This window comes from Myxococcota bacterium (assembly GCA_039030075.1).
Classification (GTDB): Bacteria; Myxococcota_A; UBA9160; order UBA9160; family SMWR01; genus JAHEJV01.
This window is the reverse complement of sequence record JBCCEW010000003.1, coordinates 174,636-195,038: the sequence shown is the minus strand read 5'-3', so window position 1 is coordinate 195,038 and position 20,403 is coordinate 174,636. Positions and strand designations below refer to the sequence as shown.

The window sequence follows — 20,403 nt, the reverse complement described above, 5'->3', positions numbered from 1 at the left end:
TCTCGACCTTTTTTCGAGGCCGTTCATTTTCCTTGTACCCTTTTTGGCCTGAAGGGGCACAGGAAAGAAAGCGAAGATTTTCAGCGGTTTAGGTGCACTTCAGGCTTGAGCTGAGGCTCCGAACTCTGATAGTCTTCGCCTCGACCCACGCTGTTTTCGGCGGGCCGGGTCGCTGCTTCTACACACCGAGTCGGGCTGCGCTGCGGAGTGCCCTCGCACTCCTTGGAGGACGGAAACAATGCTCAAGAAGAACTGGAGCTCCAAGGGACTGTTTATTGCTTCCCTTGCGACGCTCACTTTGCTGGTCGCTGGCGCCGCGAACGCGGTCGCCATGTTCGACCTGACCAGCAAGAAGAACTGGTACGGAAAGTCGTGGTCGACCGAGGTCCACGGCATCGAGCTGAAGCTCACGGCTCACAGCACCGATGGTCGCGAGTGGGTGCACATGGGCAAGTGGGGCACGGGCGTCTACTCGTACAAGGGTGACTCCACTCAGATCGATGGCTGGGGCCCGGACGAGCGCCTGCGCATGCACTTCTCCGAGATGGTGCACATCGTGAAGGTCGAGTTCACCGAGGCCAACGGCAGCGGTGACGACTGGTCGCTCGACATCGACGGCAAGACGATCGTCGACGACAAGGCTTCCGGTAGCGGCATCTGGTGGGCCAACAAGGCTGTCTTCGACAAGCCCGGCACCATCATGGACTTCTACGCCGACCACAAGAACGACGACTTCAAGATCAAGAAGATCTGGGTCAAGAAGTGGGAGAAGCCCGTTCCGGAGCCGAGCGCTGCGCTCGTGTTCGGAATCGGCCTCCTGGTGGCGAGCCAGGCCTCGCGCCGCCGCCGCTAGTACCCGGCCACCGTTCGAAACGAAGCAAGGGCCTCGCTCCTCCGGGAGCGGGGCCCTTCGCTTTGGTGGCGGTGCTCGCCGACCGAAACCCGCCGCGCGCTCAGAACTTCGCGATCACGTCATCGGCGAAGCGGCGCAGGCCGTCCTTCTTCTCCGAGAGCACCTTCGTGTCGCCCTGGGTGAAGATCCACGGGAGCGTCAACACGTGGGTCACGCCGGCGTCGGCCAGGCGGCGGTAACCGTCGACATCGAAGGCGTCGCTCGCGCTGGCCATCACGTCGAGGGGCGCGTCACCGCGCCCGAGCTCCTCGCGGTACTGACGCACGCGCGCAATGCACTCGGCGATCTCGGCCGAGCTCTGCAGGTCGGAGAGCCAGCCGTCGTTGCGCGCCGCGCGTCGCAGCGCCGGGTCCGAGATGCCGCCCACCCAGATCGGGATGCGCTCCGGCGGCTTCGGGTTCATCTCGAGGGGTTCGCACTGATAGAAGCGGCCCTCGTGGGAGACCATCTCGCCGGTCCAGAGCTTGCGGATCAGCTCGATCATCTCGTCGGTGCGCTTGCCGCGGGTGCGGAAGTCCTGGCCCATCAGCGTGTACTCGACGTTCGACCAGCCGACGCCGAGGGTGAGCGTGACGCGCCCCCCGGACATCGCGGCGGCCGTCGCGATCGACTTCGCCGCGAGATACGGGTTGCGCATCGCCAGCACGAATACGTTGTTGGTGAAGCGCAGCCGACGCGTGACCGCGGCGCAGGCCCCGATCGCCACCCAGGGATCGACCCACGGCGTGAAGGCCTCCCAACGCCGCGAACCGTCCTCGGTGTAGGGATAGGGCGTATCGAGCTGCTCCGGGTGGACGACGTGGTCGGGAAAGGCCATCGCCTCGTAGCCGTGCTCGTCGGCACAGATCGCCAGCTCGGTCAGATGGTCGGGGTCGTTGAAGGCAGCGGAAACGACGAACTTCACGGGGGCTCCGTTGGCTCGGGGGTGGACGCACAGGGCCCAGCGGGGCCCGTCGCAGCGGTCGTAGAGCGCAGGGACTAGCGCAAGAGCTGGATCGGCAGCGAGGCGAAGCCCTGCACGAACTCGGTGCGCAGGCGCTCGGCGCCGTCGAGGTCGATGCCGTACTCCGGATCGCGCTCGAGCAGCTCCTCGAGGGCGATTCGCCCCTCGGCCTTTGCCACGTGGATGCCCAGGCAAGCGTGGGTGCCGTGGCCGAAGGAGAGAATGCGCGGTGGGCGCCGCTCGATGTCGAAGCGGTCCGGGTCGTCGAACTCGGCCTCGTCGCGGTTCGCGGAGGCGTAGAGGAAGATCACGGACTCGCCCTCGCGCAGCTTCTGATCGCGGATCTCGACGTCGCGCAGCAGGGTGCGGCCCAGGAACTGGGTCGGCATGTCGTACCGCAGCCCCTCGGTGAACGCGTCGGGTGCCAGGCTCGGGTCGGCCGCCACCTTCGCGCGCTGCTCCGGAAACTCGGCGAGCCGCCGGGCCAGGTTGGCGAACACCTTCGGGAAGGTCTCCGAGCCCCCGATCAGGAGCATCGACATATGGGAGGCGATCTCGTCGTCGACGAGCGGTCGGCCGTCCTGTTCGAACTCGATCAGGACGTCGAGGGGGTCGGCGCCGTTCGTGCCCTGGGCGCGTCGCTTGCGGGTGAGCTCGCCGAAGTACGCGAACATCTCCATCATCGCGGCGATCCCGTCCTCGGTCATGCCGTCGACGCCCTCTTCCCGGCCGAAGAAGCGCTTCACGAGCTCGTAGAGCATCTCGCCGTCCTCGAGCGGGATCCCAGCCACGATCGACGCCACCTTCGTCGCCACCCGGGTGCCGAACTCGCCGACCAGGTCGCCGCCGCCGCGCTCGACCAGCTCATCGAGGGCCTTGCTGAACAGCTCGCGAATCGTCGGGTCGAGGGCGCGTACCCGCGCCGGCCCGAAGAAGGGCCGGAACTGGGAGCGCAGGCGGGTGTGATCCGGCGGGTCCAGGTTGTTGATCATCGGCGTGACCGGCTGGACCTTCGTGAGCTGCTGGGCCGGCGTGGTGCCCTGCGCCACGGAGTAGGACTTCGCGTCCATGCTCGCGTTCCAGACGTCCTCGAAACGCGACAGCGCCCAGCACGGGTAGTCGGCGAGCCGGTAGACCGGGGCCTCGGCCCGGAGCTGGCGATAGATCGGGTAGGGATCCGCCATGATCTCTTCGGAAAACGGGTTGTACTCGACCATCGGCTGCCTCCTCGTCGATCCGCGACGCCGCCGGCGAAGGTAGCTCTACCGACGCCCACGTCCCCGCTATCATCCGCTCCCGTCGGAGGAGGAGACATGGCCGATCCGGTGCTGCGCGAGCTCGACGAGGATGGAGTCCTCCTCGTCACCCTCAATCGACCCGAGAAGAAGAACGCCTTCCACGATCCACAGTGGGACGGGCTGCGCGACGCCCTGCGTGACGCACGCGAAGACCCCCGGGTCGCCGTCGTCGTGGTGACGGGTGCCGGCGACGACTTCTCGGCGGGTCAGGACCTGACCGCGTTCGGCAGGCCAGCCGAACCAAGAGACGACGGCCACCCCAGCGGCTACCACGCGTGCATGGAGGCCCTGGTGGCCTTCGACAAGCCGCTCCTCGCGGCGGCGAAGGGCGTCGGAGTGGGGATCGGTGCCACCTTCCTGTTCCACTGCGACGTCGTCTACGTGGGCGAGAGCGTCCGCCTGCGTCTGCCCTTCGTATCGCTCGGGCTCGTGCCCGAAGGCGCCTCCAGCTACATGCTCCAGCAGGTGATCGGTTCCCAGAAGGCCGCCGAGCTCTTCTACACCGCCGAGTGGATCGACGCCGGCCAGGCGGTCGAACTGGGGATCGCGGCCGGCGTCTTCCCCGACGCCCAGCTGCTCGAGGCGACCCTCGCGGTGGCGCGCGAGATCGCGGCCCACCCGGTTTCGTCCCTGCAGGCGACGAAGCGCACCCTGCTCCGCGCGCATCGCGACGGCATCCAGGCGGCGCTGGACGCCGAAGACCACGGCATGAAGGAAATGGCGGGCTCGCCCGAGAACCTGGAGGCCGTCCAGGCCTTCATCGAGAAGCGCAAGCCCGACTTCAAACAGTTCCGCTAGGCGGCGACCCATGACGCGGCGACAGATTCTCGTCACGACCGCCCTGCCCTACGTGAATGCCGACATTCACCTCGGGCATCTGGTCGAGCACATCCAGACCAACATCTGGGTGCGCTTCCAACGGATGCGCGGCCACGAGGTGGCCTACGTCTGCGCCGACGACACTCACGGCACCGCGACGATGCTGCGCGCCCAGCAGGAGAACCGCGAACCCGAGTCACTGCTCGAAGAGGTGCGCAGCGCCCACGAGCGTGACCTCGCCGATTTCGGCGTCGTGTTCGATCACTACGGCAGCACCCACAGTCCCTCGAACGAGCGCCTGGTCGGCGAAGTCTGGGCGGCTCTGCGCGCGGGCGGGCACGTCGTCAGCCGTGACGTCACCCAGCTCTACGACGCCGAGGCGGGAATCTTCCTGGCCGATCGGTTCGTGAAGGGCGAGTGTCCGCGCTGCGGGGCACCCGACCAGTACGGCGACAACTGCGACGTGTGCGGATGCGTGTATCAGCCGCACGAGCTCAAGGACCCGGTGAGCACGATCACCGGCACCGTCCCCGAGGTGCGCAGCGCGACGCACCATTTCGTCGCCCTCGCTCCGTTCCAGGAATTCCTCACCGAGTGGACCCAGGCCGAGGGCCGGATGCCGCGCGAGACCGCGAACTGGCTGAAGGGAGCCTTCCTCGCCGAGCCCCTGCGCGACTGGGACGTGTCGCGTCCCGCGCCCTACTTCGGCTTCGAGATCCCCGACGAGCCGGGTCACTTCTTCTACGTCTGGCTCGACGCACCCGTCGGCTACATGAGCGCCACCTGGGACTGGTGTGAGCGCACCGGCGACGACTTCGAGCGCTGGTGGGGGAACCCGGAGTGCGAGATCCACCACTTCATCGGCAAGGACATCGCGTACTTCCACACGCTCTTCTGGCCGGCGATGCTGAAGGCCTGGGGGCGGCCGCTGCCCACGCGCGTGCACGTGCACGGCTTCCTGACCGTGAATGGCGAGAAGATGAGCAAGCGCAAGGGCACCTTCGTGCTCGCACGGACCTACCTCGATCATCTTCCTTCCGACTACCTCCGCTACTACTTCGCGACGAAGATCTCCGGCGGCGCGTCGGACATGGATCTGAACCTCGAAGAGTTCCACGCCAAGGTGAACGCAGACCTGGTGGGGAAGGTCGTGAACCTCGCGAGCCGCACGGCTCGCTTCGTCCAAGGAAAGGCGCTCTCGGACGCGTATCCCGACGACGGCGGCCTGTTCGCTGCGGCGGTGGCGAAGGGCGACGAGATCGCGGGAGCCTACGAAGCCTGCGATCACGCGCGCGCGACCCGGCTCGTGATGGGGCTGGCGGATCAGGCGAACGAGTTCGTCGAGGCGCGTGCTCCCTGGAAGCTCAAGAAGCAGGAAGGGGCCGAGGCCGAGTTGCGCGACGTGTGCAGCGTGGCCCTCAACCTCTTCCACCAGATCATCGTGTACCTGGCGCCGGTGCAGCCGCGGCTGGCCGCCGACGCGCGCAGTCTTCTCGGTCTGTCGGCGGAACCCAACTGGGACGAGGCGGCGACTCCGTTGACGGGCACCGCGGTCGGCAAGTTCCAGCATCTGATGGCCCGGCTCGAAGCCGAGAAGGTCGAGGCCTTCATCGCGGCGGGCGCCGCGGCGGCTGCCGTGGCCGAAGCAGCGACGGTGCCGGTCGACGACGGGGAGGCCCTCGCGGGCGAGCCCCTCGAGCCCGAGATCGCCATCGACGACTTCGCGAAGCTCGATCTGCGCGTCGCGCGCATCGAGTCGGCCCAGGCGGTGAAGGGGGCGAGCAAGCTCCTCGAGCTGGAGGTGAGCCTGGGCGGCGACGAACGCCGCACCGTGTTTGCCGGCATCAAGAAGGCCTACGAGCCCGAGTCGCTGGTGGGCCGCCTGGTCGTGGTCGTCGCCAACCTCGCTCCGCGCAAGATGAAGTTCGGGACCAGCGAGGCGATGGTGCTGGCCGCCGGACCGGGCGGGTCGGACCTCTTCGTCCTGTCACCGGACAGTGGCGCGGTGCCCGGCCAGCGCGTCCGCTAGCGCTGCGCACCCAGGGACGAAGGGCAGCGACTCGCGCGCTCAGATCTGGGTGCTGGGGCGATCGGCGAAACGCTCGCGCCAGGCGAGCAGGTTCGCGTACTTCGCATCGATCTCGACATCGCGGAACTTCGCGAAGTTGAACCCGGCCCACAGCGTGCAGTCGGCGATCGTGACGCGATCGCCGGCGACGAAGGGCCCGGCGCCCACGCGGGCGTCCAGCACCTCGAGGTTGGCCTGCAGGTTCTCCCAGGCGACCTCCGCGACCTGCGGCTTCGGCGGCAGGTCGAGCGGGGATTTGGTGGCGTGGATGTAGCGCGCCACCGCCGACAGCACGCCGTTCTCGCAGATGCGCTCGAGCTCGCTGATTCGCGCCCGCTCGAGGGGCGTGGTGCCGACCATGTTGGGCTCGGGGTGGAGCTCCTCGAGGTAGCGCATGATCGCGAGCGATTCGGTGAGGATGCTTCCGTCGTCGAGCTCGAGGACGGGGAGCTTGCCGAGCGGGTTCTTCGCACGGAACTCGGGGGTGTTCTGGGCTCCCTCGAAGAAGCTCACCAACTCGAGTTCGATCTCGATGCCCTTTTCCGCGAGGTAGGTGCGGACCTTGGTCGGGTTGGGAGCAATCGGGAAGAAGTAGAGCTTCATCCCTCGGCTTTAGCTGTCTTCAGAATGCCCTGCCAAAGCGAACGCAGGGCCTGCTGGGCCTGCGCGAGTTCCTTCTGGCCGACCAGGTTCGCGTAGTCGTCCCAGATCTCGTGGATCACGGCCGCGGCGTCGGCCATGAAGGCGCGACCCTTGACGGTGAAGCGGACGATCTTCGCGCGCCCATCGGCCGGATCCGGCACACGTTCGACGTAGCCGAGTCGTTCGAGGTCGTCGACGATCTGACCCATCGCCTGCTTCGTCATCGCGGCGCGACGTGCGAGGTCGGTGAGGCGCGTGCCCTGGGCGCCGAGCCCCTGGAACACCGCGTTGTGCGAGGCCTGGAGCTGGGGGTGGCCCCGCTCCTCGAGCTTCGCCGTGCAGCGGCGCGTGAAGTCCCGCGTGAGCAACTGAACCAGCAGCGGGAAGTTGCGTTCCTTCATGTCGGCGATCGACTGCGCCGCGTCTTGGATCGTGGCTTCACTCATGAGGCTTCCAGTCTATGGTGGGTTGACCGCTTAGTCAAGATAGTTTACCAAATGGGGCGCAGGAGAACCCCCATGCATTTTGGATTGAACGAGGAGCAACAGCTCCTCCAGGAAACGGTCCAGGGCTTCGTCGCTGGCGAGTGTCCCCCGCCCCGGCTCCGGGAGCTCTTCGACGCGGGCACCGGCCACGACCCGGGCCTCTGGAAGGGCCTGGCCGAGATGGGCATTCCCGGCCTGGCGATCGACGAGGCCCACGGCGGCGCCGGCATGCAGCTGCTCGAGCTGGCGATCGTCTTCGAGGAGCTGGGCGCGGGCTGTCTGCCGGGGCCGCTCTTCGGCCACGCCCTCGCTGGCCTGGCGATCCAGCTCGCGGGCAGCGACGCCCAGCGCGAGCGCTGGCTTCCAGGCATCGCGTCGGGCGAGACCCTTGCGACCGTGGCCTTCGCCGACGGGGCGGATGGCTGGGACCCGGAGCAGTGGAGCCTTGGGCTCGACGGCGGGTCTCTGCGCGGCCAGAAGCAACACGTCCCCCACGGTGGGCACGCCGAGTTCTGCGTGGTCGGCGTGGCGGGCGGTGGCTTCGCGGTCGTCGAGACCCAGGCCGACGGCGTGCGCTGCGAGGACGAGAACGGCATCGATCGAGGACGCCCCCTCGCCACGCTCCACTTCGACGGCGCGGCCGCCGAAATTCTCGAGGGCGATGCGGGAGCGGCCGCACGCGTGCGTGATGCAGCCGCGGTGCTGTTGGCCGCCGAGGCCTTCGGCGCGGCCTGGCGCCTGGTCACGATGACCACCGAGTACGCGAAGACCCGCGAACAGTTCGGGACGCCGATCGCCCAGTTTCAGGGGGTGAAGCACCAGCTCGCCGACATGGCGACCCAGGTCGAGGCGTCCCGCGCGCTCTACTGGTACGCCGCCCACGCCTGGGACGAGTTGCCCGCGGAGTCCGCCCATGCGGCGGCGCTCGCGAAGAGCCACATCACCGACCGCGCCATCGAAGTCGCGCGCGCGTCGGTCGAGCTGCACGGCGGCCTGGGCTTCACCTGGGAGTGCGACGTCCAGCTCTGGTTCAAGCGCGTTCTCTTCGATCGGGCCTGGGGGGGGACGCCCGAACAACACCGTCGGCGGATCGCCGAGCTGGGAGCCTGGTAGATGAACCTCACCTACGGACCCGAGTACGAAGCGTTCCGTGCCGAGCTGCAGGAGTTCCTGCGTGGCTGGCCGCTCCAAGGCGACGAAGCGAAGCTGCCCCGCAACGAACAGGAGCGTCTGTTCCGCAAGCGCGGCATCGAGGCGGGCTACGTCTACCGCAGCATTCCCGCCGAGTACGGCGGCGCCGGACGCCAGAGCGACCCGCTCTACGACCGCATCATCCAAGAGGAGTACGCGCGCACCGGCGCGCCCGGCAACCGCCTGAACCAGGGTCCGGGCCTGCTCGTGCCGACCCTGCTCGACTTCGGCACCGAGGAGCAGAAGCGCCGCTTCATTCCGCCGACGCTGGCGGGAGAGATGCAGTGGTGCCAGGGCTACAGCGAACCGGGCTCCGGGAGCGATCTCGCCTCGCTGCAGACCAGCGCGCGTCTCGATGGGGATCACTGGGTGATCAACGGTCAGAAGATCTGGACGAGCAACGCGCGCGAAGCCCACTACATGTTCGGTCTCTTCCGCACGGAGCCCGACGCCGGCAAGCACGCGGGCATCTCGTACCTGCTCGTGCCCATGGACGCCGAAGGCATCGACGTGCGCCCGCTGAAGCAGATGACCGGGAGCGAGGAGTTCAACGAGGTCTTCTTCAACGACGTGCACACGCCCGCGGACCACATCCTCGGCAAGCGCGGCGAAGGCTGGACGATCTCGCGGGCCACCCTGCGCCACGAACGCAACCTGATCGGCAACCCGGCGCTGATGCGCCAGCAGTTCGAGATGATGCTGGCGATCGCACGTCGGACCGAGCGCGGGGGGCGACCGGCCATCGAAGAGCCCGGTATTCGCGATCGCATCGCGGAAGTCGAGGGGTTCGTGCGCTGCGTCGAAACCACCAACCTGCGCATGCTCTCGGCCGAGTCCCGCGGCGAAGCGATGCAGGTGATGCTGCCGATGATGATGATCAAGCTCTACTCCACCCAGGTGATGGAGCGGGTCGCGAGCCTGGCCTACGACCTGCTCGGTGGTGACGGGCTGCTCGCGCCGATTGTCGAAAACGACAGCATCTACGACGGCTCGGGGACGCTCCGCGGCGGCGTGCACAACTTCCTGTACTCTATGGGCCCGTCCATCGCGGGCGGTGCCTCGAACATCCAGCGCAACATCATCGGCGAGCGCGGGCTGGGGCTCCCCCGAGACCTGCGCCCCAGCGGAGGCTGATCCGACTGCCGCGCCGCTGTGTCGGTCGCGGCACGTCTCGAACCCGGATCTCCCCTCGCGAGCGAACGATGAGGTCGTCGTGAGATTTGCGTGATCTTTGCCCGCCACTCTGGGGGCATGGACACGACACGACGACCCGACTCGATCGACGCGAAGGCTTCCGCGGCTCCGGCCGCGGCAGCGCTGGCAACCCCCGAGGCCCTGGCCGAAGCCGCGACCGCCTACCGGTCGCGCCTCCTGGCCGCCGCAGATCGCCTGGTGCGCGATCCGGACGAGGCCGAGGACGTCGTCCAGGAGGCGGTGCTGGCGGCACTCCGCTCGCTCCACCGCTTCCGCGGCGACTCCCAGCTCTCCTCGTGGCTCTACCGGATCACCGTGAACTGCGCGCTGATGCGCCTGCGGTCGCGCCGACGCCGCCCGACCGTGGCCCTGGACGAGGTCTCCAACGGCGAGGCCGAGTGGCCCGATGCGAACCTGCCCGCGGCCGACGAGCGGCTCTGGCAGCGCGAGCGGCTGCACGCGGTCCGCGATTCGATGGAGTCGCTCTCGGACGTCCAGCGCGAGGCGCTGCTGCTCCGCGGGGTCCAGGAGCTGCCGGTGGGCGAGGTGGCGAAGCGCCTCGGCCGGACGCCGAACGCGGCGAAGATGCTCGTTCACCGGGCGCGCGAGCGCGTGCGGGGCGACCTCGAACTGCTCGATTCGGCGGCCTAAGCGTGGCTCTCTCCCTGCCTCCCCCCGACCCGGAGCCTCGGAACCCGGGGGCGTCCCCCGGCATCGAAGGCCCCATGCGGCGCTTGCTGGTGGTGGAGGACGATCCCGAGATCGCCGACCTCGTGCTGCTCCACCTGCGCAACACGGGCTACGAGGCGGAGCACGTGCGGAAGGGGCGCGATGCCCTCGACCGCCTGGACGCCGATCGCTTCGACCTGCTGATCCTGGATCTCGGGCTGCCCGGGGGCGTCGACGGCCTCGAAGTGTGTCGTCGTCTGCGGGCGCGTGGCGACCTGACCCCGGTCGTGATGCTGACCGCCCGGGGAGAAGAGATCGATCGCGTCGTGGGTCTCGAACTCGGCGCCGACGACTACGTCACCAAGCCCTTCAGCGTTCGCGAGCTCCTGGCGCGGGTGAATGCCCTGCTGCGGCGCCTGGAAGCGATCGACGAGCGCCAGGAGGGGCTGCCCCCCGTACTCGAGTTCGGCGCGCTGCGCATCGACACCGTGCGGCACCGGGCGGAGCGCGAGGGAGCCGCGATCGACCTGACGCCGCGCGAGTTCGATCTCCTGGTGTGGTTCGCCAGGCACCCTGGGCGGGTGTTCACGCGCGGCGAGCTGCTCGAACATGTCTGGGGCTATGGCCACGAGGGCTACGCTCACACCGTGAACTCCCACATCAACCGTCTGCGCTCGAAGCTCGAACGCGATCCCGCCGCGCCGGAGTTCGTGCTCACGGTCTGGGGGGTCGGATACAAGTTCGCCGAGCATCCGGCCCGCTGAGCGTGCGCCGCACCCTGTATCGCAAGCTGGCGCTGGCGCTCACCGCGTTGGTCGCTGCCCTGCTCGTGGCCCAGCTCGTGGTCTGGATGCGCGTCAGCCAGGTCTACGAAGACGAGGCCATCCAGGCACTGCACCGAGAACTCGCCGGGACCCTGCTGACCGACGAGGTCGATCCAAAGTGGGGCCTTCCGGTGCTCGAGAGCGAGTTCGAGACGCTCATGCATCTGAACCCGAGCGTCGAGCTCTACTGGCTCGATCCGGCGGGCGGCCTGCTCGCCTACTCGGCACCCGAAGGCAGCGTGGTGCGTCAGCGCGTCGACGTCGAACCGATTCGCGCCTTCATCGAGCGCGGCGAGATGCTGCCGATCTACGGTGACGATCCGCGCGACGCGGGTCGCGAAGTGATCTTCTCGGCGGCACCGGTGTTGGGCGACGACGGCGGACCCACGGGCTTCCTGTACGTCGTGCTCGAAGGCCAGCGCTATCAGAGTCTCGGCGGCTTGATGAGTCGCAGCCGGATCGCCCAGCTCGCCGTCGGCAGCGTCGCGTTGGTCAGCGTCTTCGGCCTGGTCGTCGGGCTGGTGCTGTTCCGCTCGATCACCCGCCGCGTCACCGACCTCGACCAGCGCATGGCGACGTTCCTGGCCGACGCCGACCCGGACGAACCGATCGCGCCGCTGGGCGCCGACGAGCTCGATCGCCTGCGCGCCACCTTCGACCACCTCGCCGATCGGGTTTCCCAGCAGGTGAACGCGCTCGAGGAGGTCGACCGATTGCGTCGTGAACTGGTCGCGAGCGTCTCCCACGACCTGCGCACACCGTTGGCGTCCCTGCGCGGCTATCTCGAGACCCTCCAGCTGATGGGCGATCAACTCTCCCGCGAGGAGCAGCTCCGCTACCTCGAAGCGGCGGCGCGCCACACGGATCGCCTCTCGGCGCTCGTCGACAGTCTGCTCGAGCTGGCGCGTCTCGAGTCGGGGGGGGTCGAGCTGCGCCGCGAACGCTTCGCGCTGGGAGAACTCGTGCAGGACGTCCTGCAACCCCACGTACTCCGCGCCGAGGAAGCAGGGGTGCGACTCGAGGCGAGCGTGGCACCCGGGTTGGCGCCCGTGCACGCTGACATCGGCCTGGTCGAGCGGGTGCTCGAGAACCTCGTCGAGAACGCGCTGCGCCACACCCCCGACGGGGGCGATGTTAGCGTGCGCGCCGAGCGGGCCGGGGCGGGCATCCGGGTCGAGGTCACGGACACCGGCCGCGGGATTCCGTCAGAGGCTCTGCCCCACATCTTCGATCGCTTCTATCGGGTCACGGATGTCCCGGGCGAGGGAATGGGCCTCGGCCTCGCGGTGGTGCACCGGATCCTCGACCTGCACGGCGAGGCGATCGAGGTCGAGAGTGAGCCGGGACGCGGCACGTGCTTCCGCTTCCACCTGCCCTGTGCGGGCGCCGCCGCGGAAGCCTAGGACGCCCGGAAGAACGCCCGCTTCGCGTAGGCCTGGATGCGCCCCGCGAGATCCGCGGGCGCTTCCCGCATGCCGCTCTGCAGCCAGTGGCTCAGGTGCACCTGGTGGCTGGCCCGCATCAGGCTCTGCAGGACGCCCGGATCCTCTTCGATGAGCTCACCTTCGGCGACGCCGCGCTCGTAGAGCGCGTCTTCCATGAACGCCGCCGCCGCTTCCGGGATTCCTTCGGCGTCGAAGCCCCAGCCCCCGGCTTCGCGCAGGTACATGCGGAGGTAGTCCGGGCGGGACGTGAGGAAGCGCGTCGAGACGCCGGAGCGGGCGAGGATCGTCTCCTGCACCGATCCGCCGGGCGGGATCTCCGCATAGGCGGCGGCCAGGGCATCGAGGTTCTCCCGGTGGACCGCGCGGTAGAGATCGCGCTTGCTGGGGAAGCACGCGTAGACCGTGCCCGTCGCGATGCCCGCGCCCAGGGCGATCTCGGCGACCTTCGCCTCGCCGTAGGGCTTGGCGCCGAAGACCCGCACGGCGGCCTCCAGGATCAGGCCCCGGTAGGCCTCCTGTCGGGCGCGGCGCAGGGTGTCCTTGGCGTGGGCTTGGCTGGGCACCCCGGCTCCTCGCGCTTCGGCGGGCGCCTCGCCGCCCCCGACCTCCGGAAGCGCCGGGCTCGGCCCCGCTCACGATTGTATGAATAGCGGTTCATCGAAACGAACGCTAATATTTCGGCAACGAACCACGAGTCATTCCGCGAGCGGGACCCCAGCGGCCCGCACCGCCAAGGAGCTCCCGTGTCCCAGATCGCTTCCTCTCACATCGACTTCGCGGCCTTCGACGCCGACAACCACTACTACGAGGCCGAGGACGCCTTCACCCGCCACATCGATCCGAAGATGGCCCGACGCGCCATGCAGTGGGGCACGCTGAACGGCCGCAAGTGCCTGCTGGTCGGCGGCAAGGTGAACCGCTTCATCCCGAACCCCACCTTCGACCCGGTGGCGAAGCCCGGCTGCCTCGACGAGTACTTCCGCGGTCGCAACCCGGAAGGGAAGAGCATCCGCGAGGTCTTCGGTGACCTCGAGCCGATCAACCCCGCCTACCGCGATCGCGATGCGCGCCTCGCGCTGATGGATACCCAGGGGCTCGAGGGCATGTTCATGTTCCCGACGCTGGGCGTCGGTATGGAAGAGTCGCTGAAGGGAGACCCCGAGGCGCTGTGCGCCGCCTTTGGTGCGTTCAACCGTTGGATGGACGAGGACTGGGGCTTCTCCTACAAGGACCGCATCTTCGCGGCGCCCTACATCACGCTCGTCGACGTCGACCACGCCGTCGCCGAACTCGAGTGGTCGCTCGCGCGGGACGCGCGGGTCGTCGTGATGCGGGCCGGTCCGATCCACACGCCGGCCGGTGGCGTCAGCCCTGCGGACGAGCGCTTCGACCCGTTCTGGTCTCGCGTGAACGAGGCGGGCATCACCGTGGCGTACCACTCGGGCGACTCGGGCTACTACGAGTTCTACGACTCGTGGGGGCTCGGCACCGAGTTCCAGTCCTTCGACTTCAACCCGCTGCGGCTGTGCATGTCGCCGTCGCCGATCCTGGACACGATGGCGGCGCTCGTCTGCGGAGGCCTCTTCGATCGTCACACGCGCCTGCGCCTGGCGACGATCGAGACCGGCAGCTCCTGGGTTCCCCCGCTGCTCTCGAAGCTGAAGAAGGCCTACGGACAGATGCCCTTTGCCTTCAAGCAGGACCCGGTCGAGGCCTTCCGCAAGCACGTCTGGGTGTCGCCCTACTACGAGGACGATCTGCCGGCGCTGCGCGACTCGATCGGCGCGGATCACATGCTCTTTGGTTCCGACTTCCCCCACGGCGAAGGTCTGGCGGATCCCACCGAGTTCGTGAACGACCTCGCGGGCTTCAATGCCGAGGACACGCGTCTCGTGATGCGCGACAACGGGCTCGGACTGACGCGACCGCTCTAGGGCGCGCGGACCGAGGGTCGGGGCCCGGAGCCCCGACCCGCTCTCCGTGCCAACGGGGTCGAAGCAGGACCGCGCACCCGAGATCGCTGTAGCATGCGGTCGTGGAAGAACGCGAGGCGCTGACACTCGGGTCGGGAGGGCGGGACACCGCCCGCTACAGCTGGCTCCTGGTCGCGGTGTTGCTCGCGCTGTTCCTGCCGCCGCTCTTGCGCGCGACCGAGCTGCACGTTCCGACGTTGCGGATCGGCCTCTCGGTGGTGCTCGTCGCCGCGCTGTTCACCATCAGTCGCCGGCGAGCGGTGCTCGTCGCGGGCCTGCTGCTCGGGGTGCCGGCGCTCGTGTTCGATTGGGCCAGTTGGATCACCGCCTCGCGCGGCTTCGCGATGCTGAGTTCGCTCGCAGCGAGCGGTTTCCTGGCGCTGGTGACGGCGACGCTCGGCGCGCGGCTGCTCGCGACCGATCGCGTGACCAGCGACACGATCCTCGGCGGCGCCTGCCTCTATCTGCTGCTCGGGATCCTGTGGGTCACCCTCTATAGCTTCGCCGAGATCGCGCAGCCCGGTTCGCTCTGGATCGAAGGGGCGCCGCTCACCGATGGGAGCGTGCCCGGGGAGACGTTCCGGCATCCCGAGATCCTCTACTTCAGCTTCGTGACGCTCACGACGCTGGGCTACGGCGATATCGTTCCGCGCTCGGATGCGATGCGCGCGCTGGCCGCCGGCGAGGCGATCGTGGGCCAGCTGTACATCACCATCTTCATCGCGCGCCTGGTCGGCCTGCATCTGGCCCACGGACGCCCCGTGCCAAGGCCGCCCGTGGATTGAACCGGGCTCTGCTCGCGCGCCTCACCGGGAATTCGCGACCGGCGCCCGAGGATTCGCAGTATGCTGCCGGCGCGGAGGCCACGTTGGACGCAGGCGCGAATCTTCCCGACATCAGCTCGATTCTGTTCGCCACGAACAAGTCGAGTGCGAGCCATGAGGCCTTTGCCCACGCGCTGGCCGTCGCGCTCGTGCGCCGTGCGTCGCTGACGATCCTCGAGTGCAAGGAACGCGTGCGCGGTCCCGCCATCAGCCCGGCCGTACGCCGCACACTGGCCGGCTGGGGGTTGCTCTCTCCGCGGGCCGCGCGCCGCGAGGTGGCCGAGAAGCTCGGGTTGCGCGTCGTCAAGCAGCCCGGTCGCGGGCATCGCTTGAAGGCGGTGACGCGCTACGCCTACGAAGAACCCACGGACCTCGTGGTCGTGTCGAGCGAGCCGCTGCCGGGTTGGCGTCGCGTCCTGCGGCCGGGGCGGGTCGCGCGCATCTGTGAAGCGACGCCCGGCATGACGCTGTTCGTACCGCGCGACGGTCAGGGACTCGTATCGGCCGAGGACGGCACTCTCTCCCTTCAGCACATCGTGGTCGTGCTCGACGAGGTCCCCGAGCCCGAGGTCCCGCTGCTGCGCGCGTTGGATGCCGCGAAGGCCTACGGCGACGCGGAGGTTCGCATCACGCGCCTGCACGTCGGCGAACCGAGCGCTCCGCCGCCCGACCTCGGCGCGGAACCCGATGGGGTCTGGGAGGATCGCCACCACGAGGGGTCGGCCGAAGACGCGTGGATCGCCGCCTCGGAAGAAGCCGATCTCCTCGTGATGTCTCGCCCGGCGCGCAAACGCCTCGAACGGGCGCTGCCCAAGTTGGCATGTCCGACGCTGGTGATTCCTGCACCGACGGTTTCGACCGACTGACGCACCGCGCGCCTCGTGTTTCGTAAGGCCGCGTTGACAGCGGTCTTGCGCGCTCACCGCCGTCGGTATCCGTGCTAGCGTGGCCAGCCCGACGGGCCTGGCCCCCCGCCCTCGGCAAACTGGCCGTCCGTCGCGCCCTGTTCGTTCCCCCAGTCTCGACGGAGCCCTTCATGGCCGATAGCCCCGACGTTCTGCGCGGGCCCCACGTCCTCGAGTATCCGTACAAGCGGTCGCTCGGGCCGGTGCTCTCGCGTTTCTTCACGAGTCTTCGCGACCGAAAGTTCGAAGGCATCAAGTCCCAGGACGGCAAAGTGCTCGTCCCGCCCCAGGAGTACGACCCGTATACGGGCGAAGCGCTCTCGGAGTGGGTGTCCGTCGGACCGGGCGGCAAGGTGGTGTCGTGGTCGTGGGTGTCGAAGCCCCGCACGAAGCAGCCGCTGAATCATCCCTTTGCCTATGCGCTGATTCAGCTGGACGGGGCCGACGTCCCGCTCCTGCACGCCGTCGACGCGGGCGAAGAGTCCAGGCTCTCGATCGGCGCGCGCGTGCAACCTCGCTGGGCCGACGAGCCGAAGGGCGGGATCAACGACGTGGTGTGCTTCACGTTGGAGGAGGGCGCATGAGCGACGAAGCGAACGAGATCAAGGCGATCGTCACGCCGGTACGCCTCGACTACGACTTCACGGCTGGGCTCGCCGCGACCCAGTTCCTGCGCGGCCTCGAGCAGAAGAAGATCATCGGCGCGCGGTCCGGGCCGGGCGCTCCGGTCATGGTGCCGCCCCGTGGCGCCGACCCGCGAACCTCGGAGCTCGTCACCGAATCGGTCGAAGTTTCCGACAAAGGCACCGTCGTCACCTACTCGGTGATTCGCGTGCCGTCGGACAACATCAAGTTCGAGCTGCCCTACGTGTGCATCAACGTCCTGCTCGACGGTGCGGGGGTCGGCATGTTCCACGTGCTGCAGAAGTGCCCCCTCGACGAGGTGCGCATCGGCATGCGCGTGCAGGCGAAGTGGGTCAGCGACGATCAGCTCTCGCCGAACGTCGCGAGCATCGACTACTTCGAGCCGATCGACGAGCCCGACGTGACCTACGAGCAGATTCGGGAGAACACCTGATGCGCAACGTCGGAATCGTTTCGTTCGCCCAGTCCAACGCGCGCGCCGAGGTGCGCAACGAGGTCGAGTTCCTGCTGCCCGTGGTGAAGGAAGCCGTGGCGCGCAGCGGCATGGAGCGCACGGACATCGAGTTCACCTGCTCGGGAAGCAGCGACTTCCTGCAGGGTCAGCCCTTCGCGTTCGTGTTGGCGCTCGATGGCGTCGGCGCGTGGCCGCCGATCAAGGAGTCCCACGTCGAGATGGACGGCGCCTTCGCGCTCTACGAAGCGTGGGTGAAGATCCAGACCGGCGAAGTCGACTCGGCGATCATCTACTCGTTCGGCAAGACCTCACCGGGTGACCTCGCCGAGGTCGTCGCGCTGCAGCTCGACCCCTACTGCGTGACTCAACTCTGGCCCGATGCGGATAGTGTCGCGGGAATCCAGGCCCGCCTCTTCCTCGAACGTTCGGGGAAGAGCGAGCGGGACCTCGCCGAGATCGCGGCGCGCAGCCGCCGCGACGCCCAGGACAACCCCCACGCGGTGACGAAGGGCGATTTCGATGTCGAGAAGCTGCTCGCCGAGCCGTACCGCACCTCGCCTCTGCGCGACCACGATTGTCCGACGAACACGGACGGAGCGACGGTGATGGTGATCGCGGCCGAGGAGAAGGCGAGGGAGCTCTCGAAGCGCCCGGTCTGGATCCGCGGCATCGACCACCGCATCGATCCGCCGGCACTCGGGGTGCGCGACCTGACGAGCGCACCGTCGGCCGAGCTGGCGGCGTCGAAGGCGGGGGTCGGCAGCGACAAGGTCGACTTCGCCGAGCTCGATGCGCCCTACACCCACCAGGAGCTGATCCTGCGCGAAGCCCTCGGGCTTGCCGATGACCTGCGGGTGAACCCGTCGGGCGGATCGCTTTGTAGCCGCACGCTCTTCTCGTGCGGACTGAACCGGATCGGCGACGCCTTCGAGCGCATCGCCGCAGGCGACGGCGACCGCGCCGTGGCTCATGCGACCCAGGGGCACTGCCTCCAGCAGAACCTGGTCTGCGTGTTGGAGGGCGAGTAGTCATGGCGAACCTGTGCGGCGTGGTCGGCATCGGCCAAACCAAGTACGACGCCAAGCGCATCGACGTCTCGATGCCCGGTCTGCTCCGGGAGGCGGCGCTGCGCGCCCTCGAGGACGCCCAGCTCACCTTTGCCGACGTCGACGCGGTGGTGATCGGCAAGGCCCCCGACATGTTCGAGGGGGTGATGCTGCCCGAGAACTACCTCGCCGATGCGATCGGTGCGACGGGGAAGCCGCTGCTCCGCGTGCACACCGCCGGCAGCGTGGGCGGTTCGACGGCGAACGTCGCGATGAGCCTGATCCACGCGGGCATCCACGACCGCGTCCTCACGATCTCGTGGGAGAAACAGTCCGAGAGCAACGCGATGTGGGGGCTCACGCTCTCGCCGCCCTTCTCGGTGGCGGTGGTGGCGGGCGCCGGTGGCTACTTCGCGCCGCTGATCCACGCCTACATCGAGCGCTCCGGCGCGCCGGAAGACACGGGCATCCGCACGGCGCTGAAGGATCGCAAGAACGCGCTCTTGAACCCCTACGCGCACCTCAAGATCCCGGACATCGACTTCGAGCAGATCGCGAACTCGCCGATGCTCTGGGATCCGATCCGCTACCTCGAGAGCTGCCCGTCTTCGGACGGGGCGTGCGCGATGGTGCTCGCCAAGGAGGACCTGGCCGAGCAGGCGCCGCACGCACCGGCCTGGGTGCACGCCACCGCCATGCGCAGCGAACCCAACCAGTTCCCCGGGCGCGACGCAGTGAACCCTCAGGCGGGCCGCGACGCCGCACGTGATCTCTACAAGCAGGCCGGGATCCAGAACCCGCGTCAGGAGATCGACTGCGCCGAGATCTACGTCCCCTTCAGCTGGTTCGAAGCCATGTGGATGGAGAACCTCGGCTTTGCAGAAGAGAGTCAGGGCTGGAAGATGGTCTACGAGGGAGCGACGGCGCTCGATGGCGACCTACCGGTCAACATGTCCGGCGGCGTGTTGTCGTCGAACGCGATCGGTGCCTCGGGCATGATCCGGTACGCGGAAGCCGCGATGCAGGTCCGGGGACAGGCCGGCGAGCACCAGGTGGACGGCGCTCGCAAGACGCTGGGCCACGCCTATGGTGGGGGCTCGCAGTACTTCTCGATGTGCATCTTCGGGGCCGACAAACCCTGAAAGCCGACGGGGAACGGGACTTTCCGACCGCTCCAGCGGGCGCTCGCAAACCCGCAAAAGGCCGGCCAAGGCCCCGAACCGCATGTAGAATGGGCGCGACGCCAAGCCCTGGCGTCCCGTCTTCGAGAGCCCGCCCCGTCCCAACCAGGGAAGGCCCTCGAGCCCGCTGGTTTCCGTCGCGCGCGCCTCGCGCCGCCGACGCCAAGAAAGGACCGTCATGGAAATCCTCAGCATGGAGGGCTGGAGCGTCCTCCTCCGTTGGTTCCACGTGCTCGCCGGCATCACCTGGATCGGCATGCTCTACTACTTCAACTTCGTTCAGACGCCGTTCTTCGGGACCGAGCTCGGTGGTCAAGCGAAGAGCCTGGTGACGCGCGGCCTGGTGCCCAACGCGCTGTGGTGGTTCCGCTGGGGCGCCATGTTCACCTTCATCACCGGCGTCCTGTTGCTGCTCACCAAGTGGGGGCACGAGAGCGTCCCGCTGAGCAGCGGCTACATGACGCTGATCCTCACCGGCGCACTGATGGGCACGCTGATGTTCCTCAACGTCTGGCTCGTGATCTGGCCGGCGCAGCAGGTCGTGATCGCCAACGCCGAGAAGGTCGCCGCCGGCGGCGAAGCCGATCCGGCCGCGGCGTCCCGTGCCGCGCGGGCGGGCCTGGCTTCGCGCACCAACACGCTGTTCTCCATTCCGATGCTGTTCTTCATGGTGGCGGCGGCCAACTTCCTTTCGCTGCCGCTCGGCACGAACATCACCGCCTACTGGGCGATCGCGCTGGTGCTGATCTTCGCGGTCGAGGCGAACTGCCTGGTGGGTACCGGCCAGGGGCGACAGAAGTTCCTCGGCACCGTTTCCGGCACGATCCACGTGGGCGTGATCCTCACGATCGTCCTGTACATCCTGATGAGCGTGCTCTAGCCGG

Annotated in this window: 21 protein-coding genes; 16 read left to right on the top strand and 5 right to left on the bottom strand. The window is 68.2% G+C overall.

The window, feature by feature from the left end; translation table 11 throughout:
* The first annotated feature begins 238 nt into the window (after positions 1–238).
* Complete coding sequence (locus AAF430_04440) at positions 239–853, top strand: PEP-CTERM sorting domain-containing protein (protein MEM7409469.1); 615 nt, start codon at positions 239–241, stop codon at positions 851–853.
* A 100-nt stretch (positions 854–953) separates the two neighbouring features.
* Here AAF430_04440 and AAF430_04435 read toward each other — a convergent pair whose 3' ends face one another.
* Positions 954–1,817 (bottom strand): TIGR03619 family F420-dependent LLM class oxidoreductase, encoded by an 864-nt coding sequence (locus tag AAF430_04435; protein MEM7409468.1) that lies wholly within the window; start codon positions 1,815–1,817, stop codon positions 954–956.
* Between the two features lie 74 nt (positions 1,818–1,891).
* Positions 1,892–3,073, bottom strand: a complete 1,182-nt coding sequence (locus AAF430_04430) for a cytochrome P450 (protein ID MEM7409467.1) — start codon at positions 3,071–3,073, stop codon at positions 1,892–1,894.
* Positions 3,074–3,169: 96 nt separating this feature from the next.
* Here AAF430_04430 and AAF430_04425 point away from each other — a divergent pair, with 96 nt between their 5' ends.
* Positions 3,170–3,952 (top strand): enoyl-CoA hydratase-related protein, encoded by a 783-nt coding sequence (locus AAF430_04425; GenBank protein ID MEM7409466.1) that lies wholly within the window; start codon positions 3,170–3,172, stop codon positions 3,950–3,952.
* A 10-nt stretch (positions 3,953–3,962) separates the two neighbouring features.
* Complete coding sequence (metG, locus tag AAF430_04420) at positions 3,963–6,002, top strand: methionine--tRNA ligase (GenBank protein MEM7409465.1); 2,040 nt, start codon at positions 3,963–3,965, stop codon at positions 6,000–6,002.
* A gap of 39 nt (positions 6,003–6,041) precedes the next feature.
* On the opposite strand, the gene AAF430_04415 is transcribed toward metG, so the two are convergent.
* Both AAF430_04415 and AAF430_04410 read right to left on the bottom strand, forming a co-directional pair.
* Complete coding sequence (locus AAF430_04415) at positions 6,042–6,644, bottom strand: glutathione S-transferase family protein (protein MEM7409464.1); 603 nt, start codon at positions 6,642–6,644, stop codon at positions 6,042–6,044.
* The gene (locus tag AAF430_04410) at positions 6,641–7,129 is read right to left on the bottom strand and encodes a MarR family winged helix-turn-helix transcriptional regulator (GenBank protein ID MEM7409463.1); all 489 of its coding nucleotides are present in this window, start codon (positions 7,127–7,129) and stop codon (positions 6,641–6,643) included. The genes AAF430_04415 and AAF430_04410 overlap by 4 nt, the downstream gene beginning before the upstream one ends.
* Positions 7,130–7,201: 72 nt before the next feature.
* Between AAF430_04410 and AAF430_04405 the strand changes: the two genes are divergently transcribed.
* The 5 genes from AAF430_04405 to AAF430_04385 all read left to right on the top strand — a co-directional run bounded on the left by AAF430_04405 (position 7,202) and on the right by AAF430_04385 (position 12,449).
* Positions 7,202–8,281: an acyl-CoA dehydrogenase family protein gene (locus AAF430_04405; protein ID MEM7409462.1), complete on the top strand. Its 1,080-nt coding sequence runs from the start codon at positions 7,202–7,204 to the stop codon at positions 8,279–8,281.
* On the top strand, positions 8,282–9,493 hold the full coding sequence (locus tag AAF430_04400) for an acyl-CoA dehydrogenase family protein (protein MEM7409461.1): 1,212 nt from the start codon (positions 8,282–8,284) through the stop codon (positions 9,491–9,493). It abuts the gene before it with no gap.
* 117 nt (positions 9,494–9,610) lie between these two features.
* Positions 9,611–10,204 (top strand): RNA polymerase sigma factor, encoded by a 594-nt coding sequence (locus AAF430_04395; GenBank protein MEM7409460.1) that lies wholly within the window; start codon positions 9,611–9,613, stop codon positions 10,202–10,204.
* Positions 10,205–10,278: 74 nt separating this feature from the next.
* The gene (locus AAF430_04390; protein MEM7409459.1) at positions 10,279–10,986 is read left to right on the top strand and encodes a response regulator transcription factor; all 708 of its coding nucleotides are present in this window, start codon (positions 10,279–10,281) and stop codon (positions 10,984–10,986) included.
* Between the two features lie 2 nt (positions 10,987–10,988).
* Entirely contained in the window at positions 10,989–12,449 is a 1,461-nt protein-coding gene (locus AAF430_04385; GenBank protein MEM7409458.1) for an ATP-binding protein, read from the top strand.
* On the opposite strand, the gene AAF430_04380 is transcribed toward AAF430_04385, so the two are convergent.
* A complete protein-coding gene (locus tag AAF430_04380) occupies positions 12,446–13,054 on the bottom strand; it encodes a helix-turn-helix domain-containing protein (GenBank protein ID MEM7409457.1) in 609 nt (202 codons plus the stop codon). The genes AAF430_04385 and AAF430_04380 overlap by 4 nt on opposite strands.
* 180 nt (positions 13,055–13,234) lie before the next feature.
* Here AAF430_04380 and AAF430_04375 point away from each other — a divergent pair, with 180 nt between their 5' ends.
* The 8 genes from AAF430_04375 to AAF430_04340 all read left to right on the top strand — a co-directional run bounded on the left by AAF430_04375 (position 13,235) and on the right by AAF430_04340 (position 20,399).
* A complete protein-coding gene (locus tag AAF430_04375) occupies positions 13,235–14,425 on the top strand; it encodes an amidohydrolase family protein (protein MEM7409456.1) in 1,191 nt (396 codons plus the stop codon).
* A 101-nt stretch (positions 14,426–14,526) separates the two neighbouring features.
* On the top strand, positions 14,527–15,249 hold the full coding sequence (locus AAF430_04370; GenBank protein MEM7409455.1) for an ion channel: 723 nt from the start codon (positions 14,527–14,529) through the stop codon (positions 15,247–15,249).
* Positions 15,250–15,332: 83 nt separating this feature from the next.
* Positions 15,333–16,154 carry a universal stress protein gene (locus AAF430_04365; GenBank protein ID MEM7409454.1) on the top strand — a complete coding sequence of 274 codons (822 nt, stop codon included), beginning with the start codon at positions 15,333–15,335 and terminating at the stop codon, positions 16,152–16,154.
* A gap of 170 nt (positions 16,155–16,324) precedes the next feature.
* Positions 16,325–16,777, top strand: a complete 453-nt coding sequence (locus AAF430_04360) for an OB-fold domain-containing protein (protein MEM7409453.1) — start codon at positions 16,325–16,327, stop codon at positions 16,775–16,777.
* Positions 16,774–17,271 (top strand): Zn-ribbon domain-containing OB-fold protein, encoded by a 498-nt coding sequence (locus tag AAF430_04355; GenBank protein ID MEM7409452.1) that lies wholly within the window; start codon positions 16,774–16,776, stop codon positions 17,269–17,271. Before AAF430_04360 ends, AAF430_04355 begins: the two co-directional genes overlap by 4 nt.
* The gene (locus AAF430_04350; protein MEM7409451.1) at positions 17,271–18,320 is read left to right on the top strand and encodes a thiolase domain-containing protein; all 1,050 of its coding nucleotides are present in this window, start codon (positions 17,271–17,273) and stop codon (positions 18,318–18,320) included. The genes AAF430_04355 and AAF430_04350 overlap by 1 nt, the downstream gene beginning before the upstream one ends.
* A gap of 2 nt (positions 18,321–18,322) precedes the next feature.
* On the top strand, positions 18,323–19,480 hold the full coding sequence (locus AAF430_04345; GenBank protein ID MEM7409450.1) for a thiolase domain-containing protein: 1,158 nt from the start codon (positions 18,323–18,325) through the stop codon (positions 19,478–19,480).
* Between the two features lie 217 nt (positions 19,481–19,697).
* Positions 19,698–20,399, top strand: coding sequence for a urate hydroxylase PuuD (locus AAF430_04340; GenBank protein ID MEM7409449.1), 702 nt, complete (start codon positions 19,698–19,700; stop codon positions 20,397–20,399).
* Positions 20,400–20,403 lie beyond the last annotated feature (4 nt).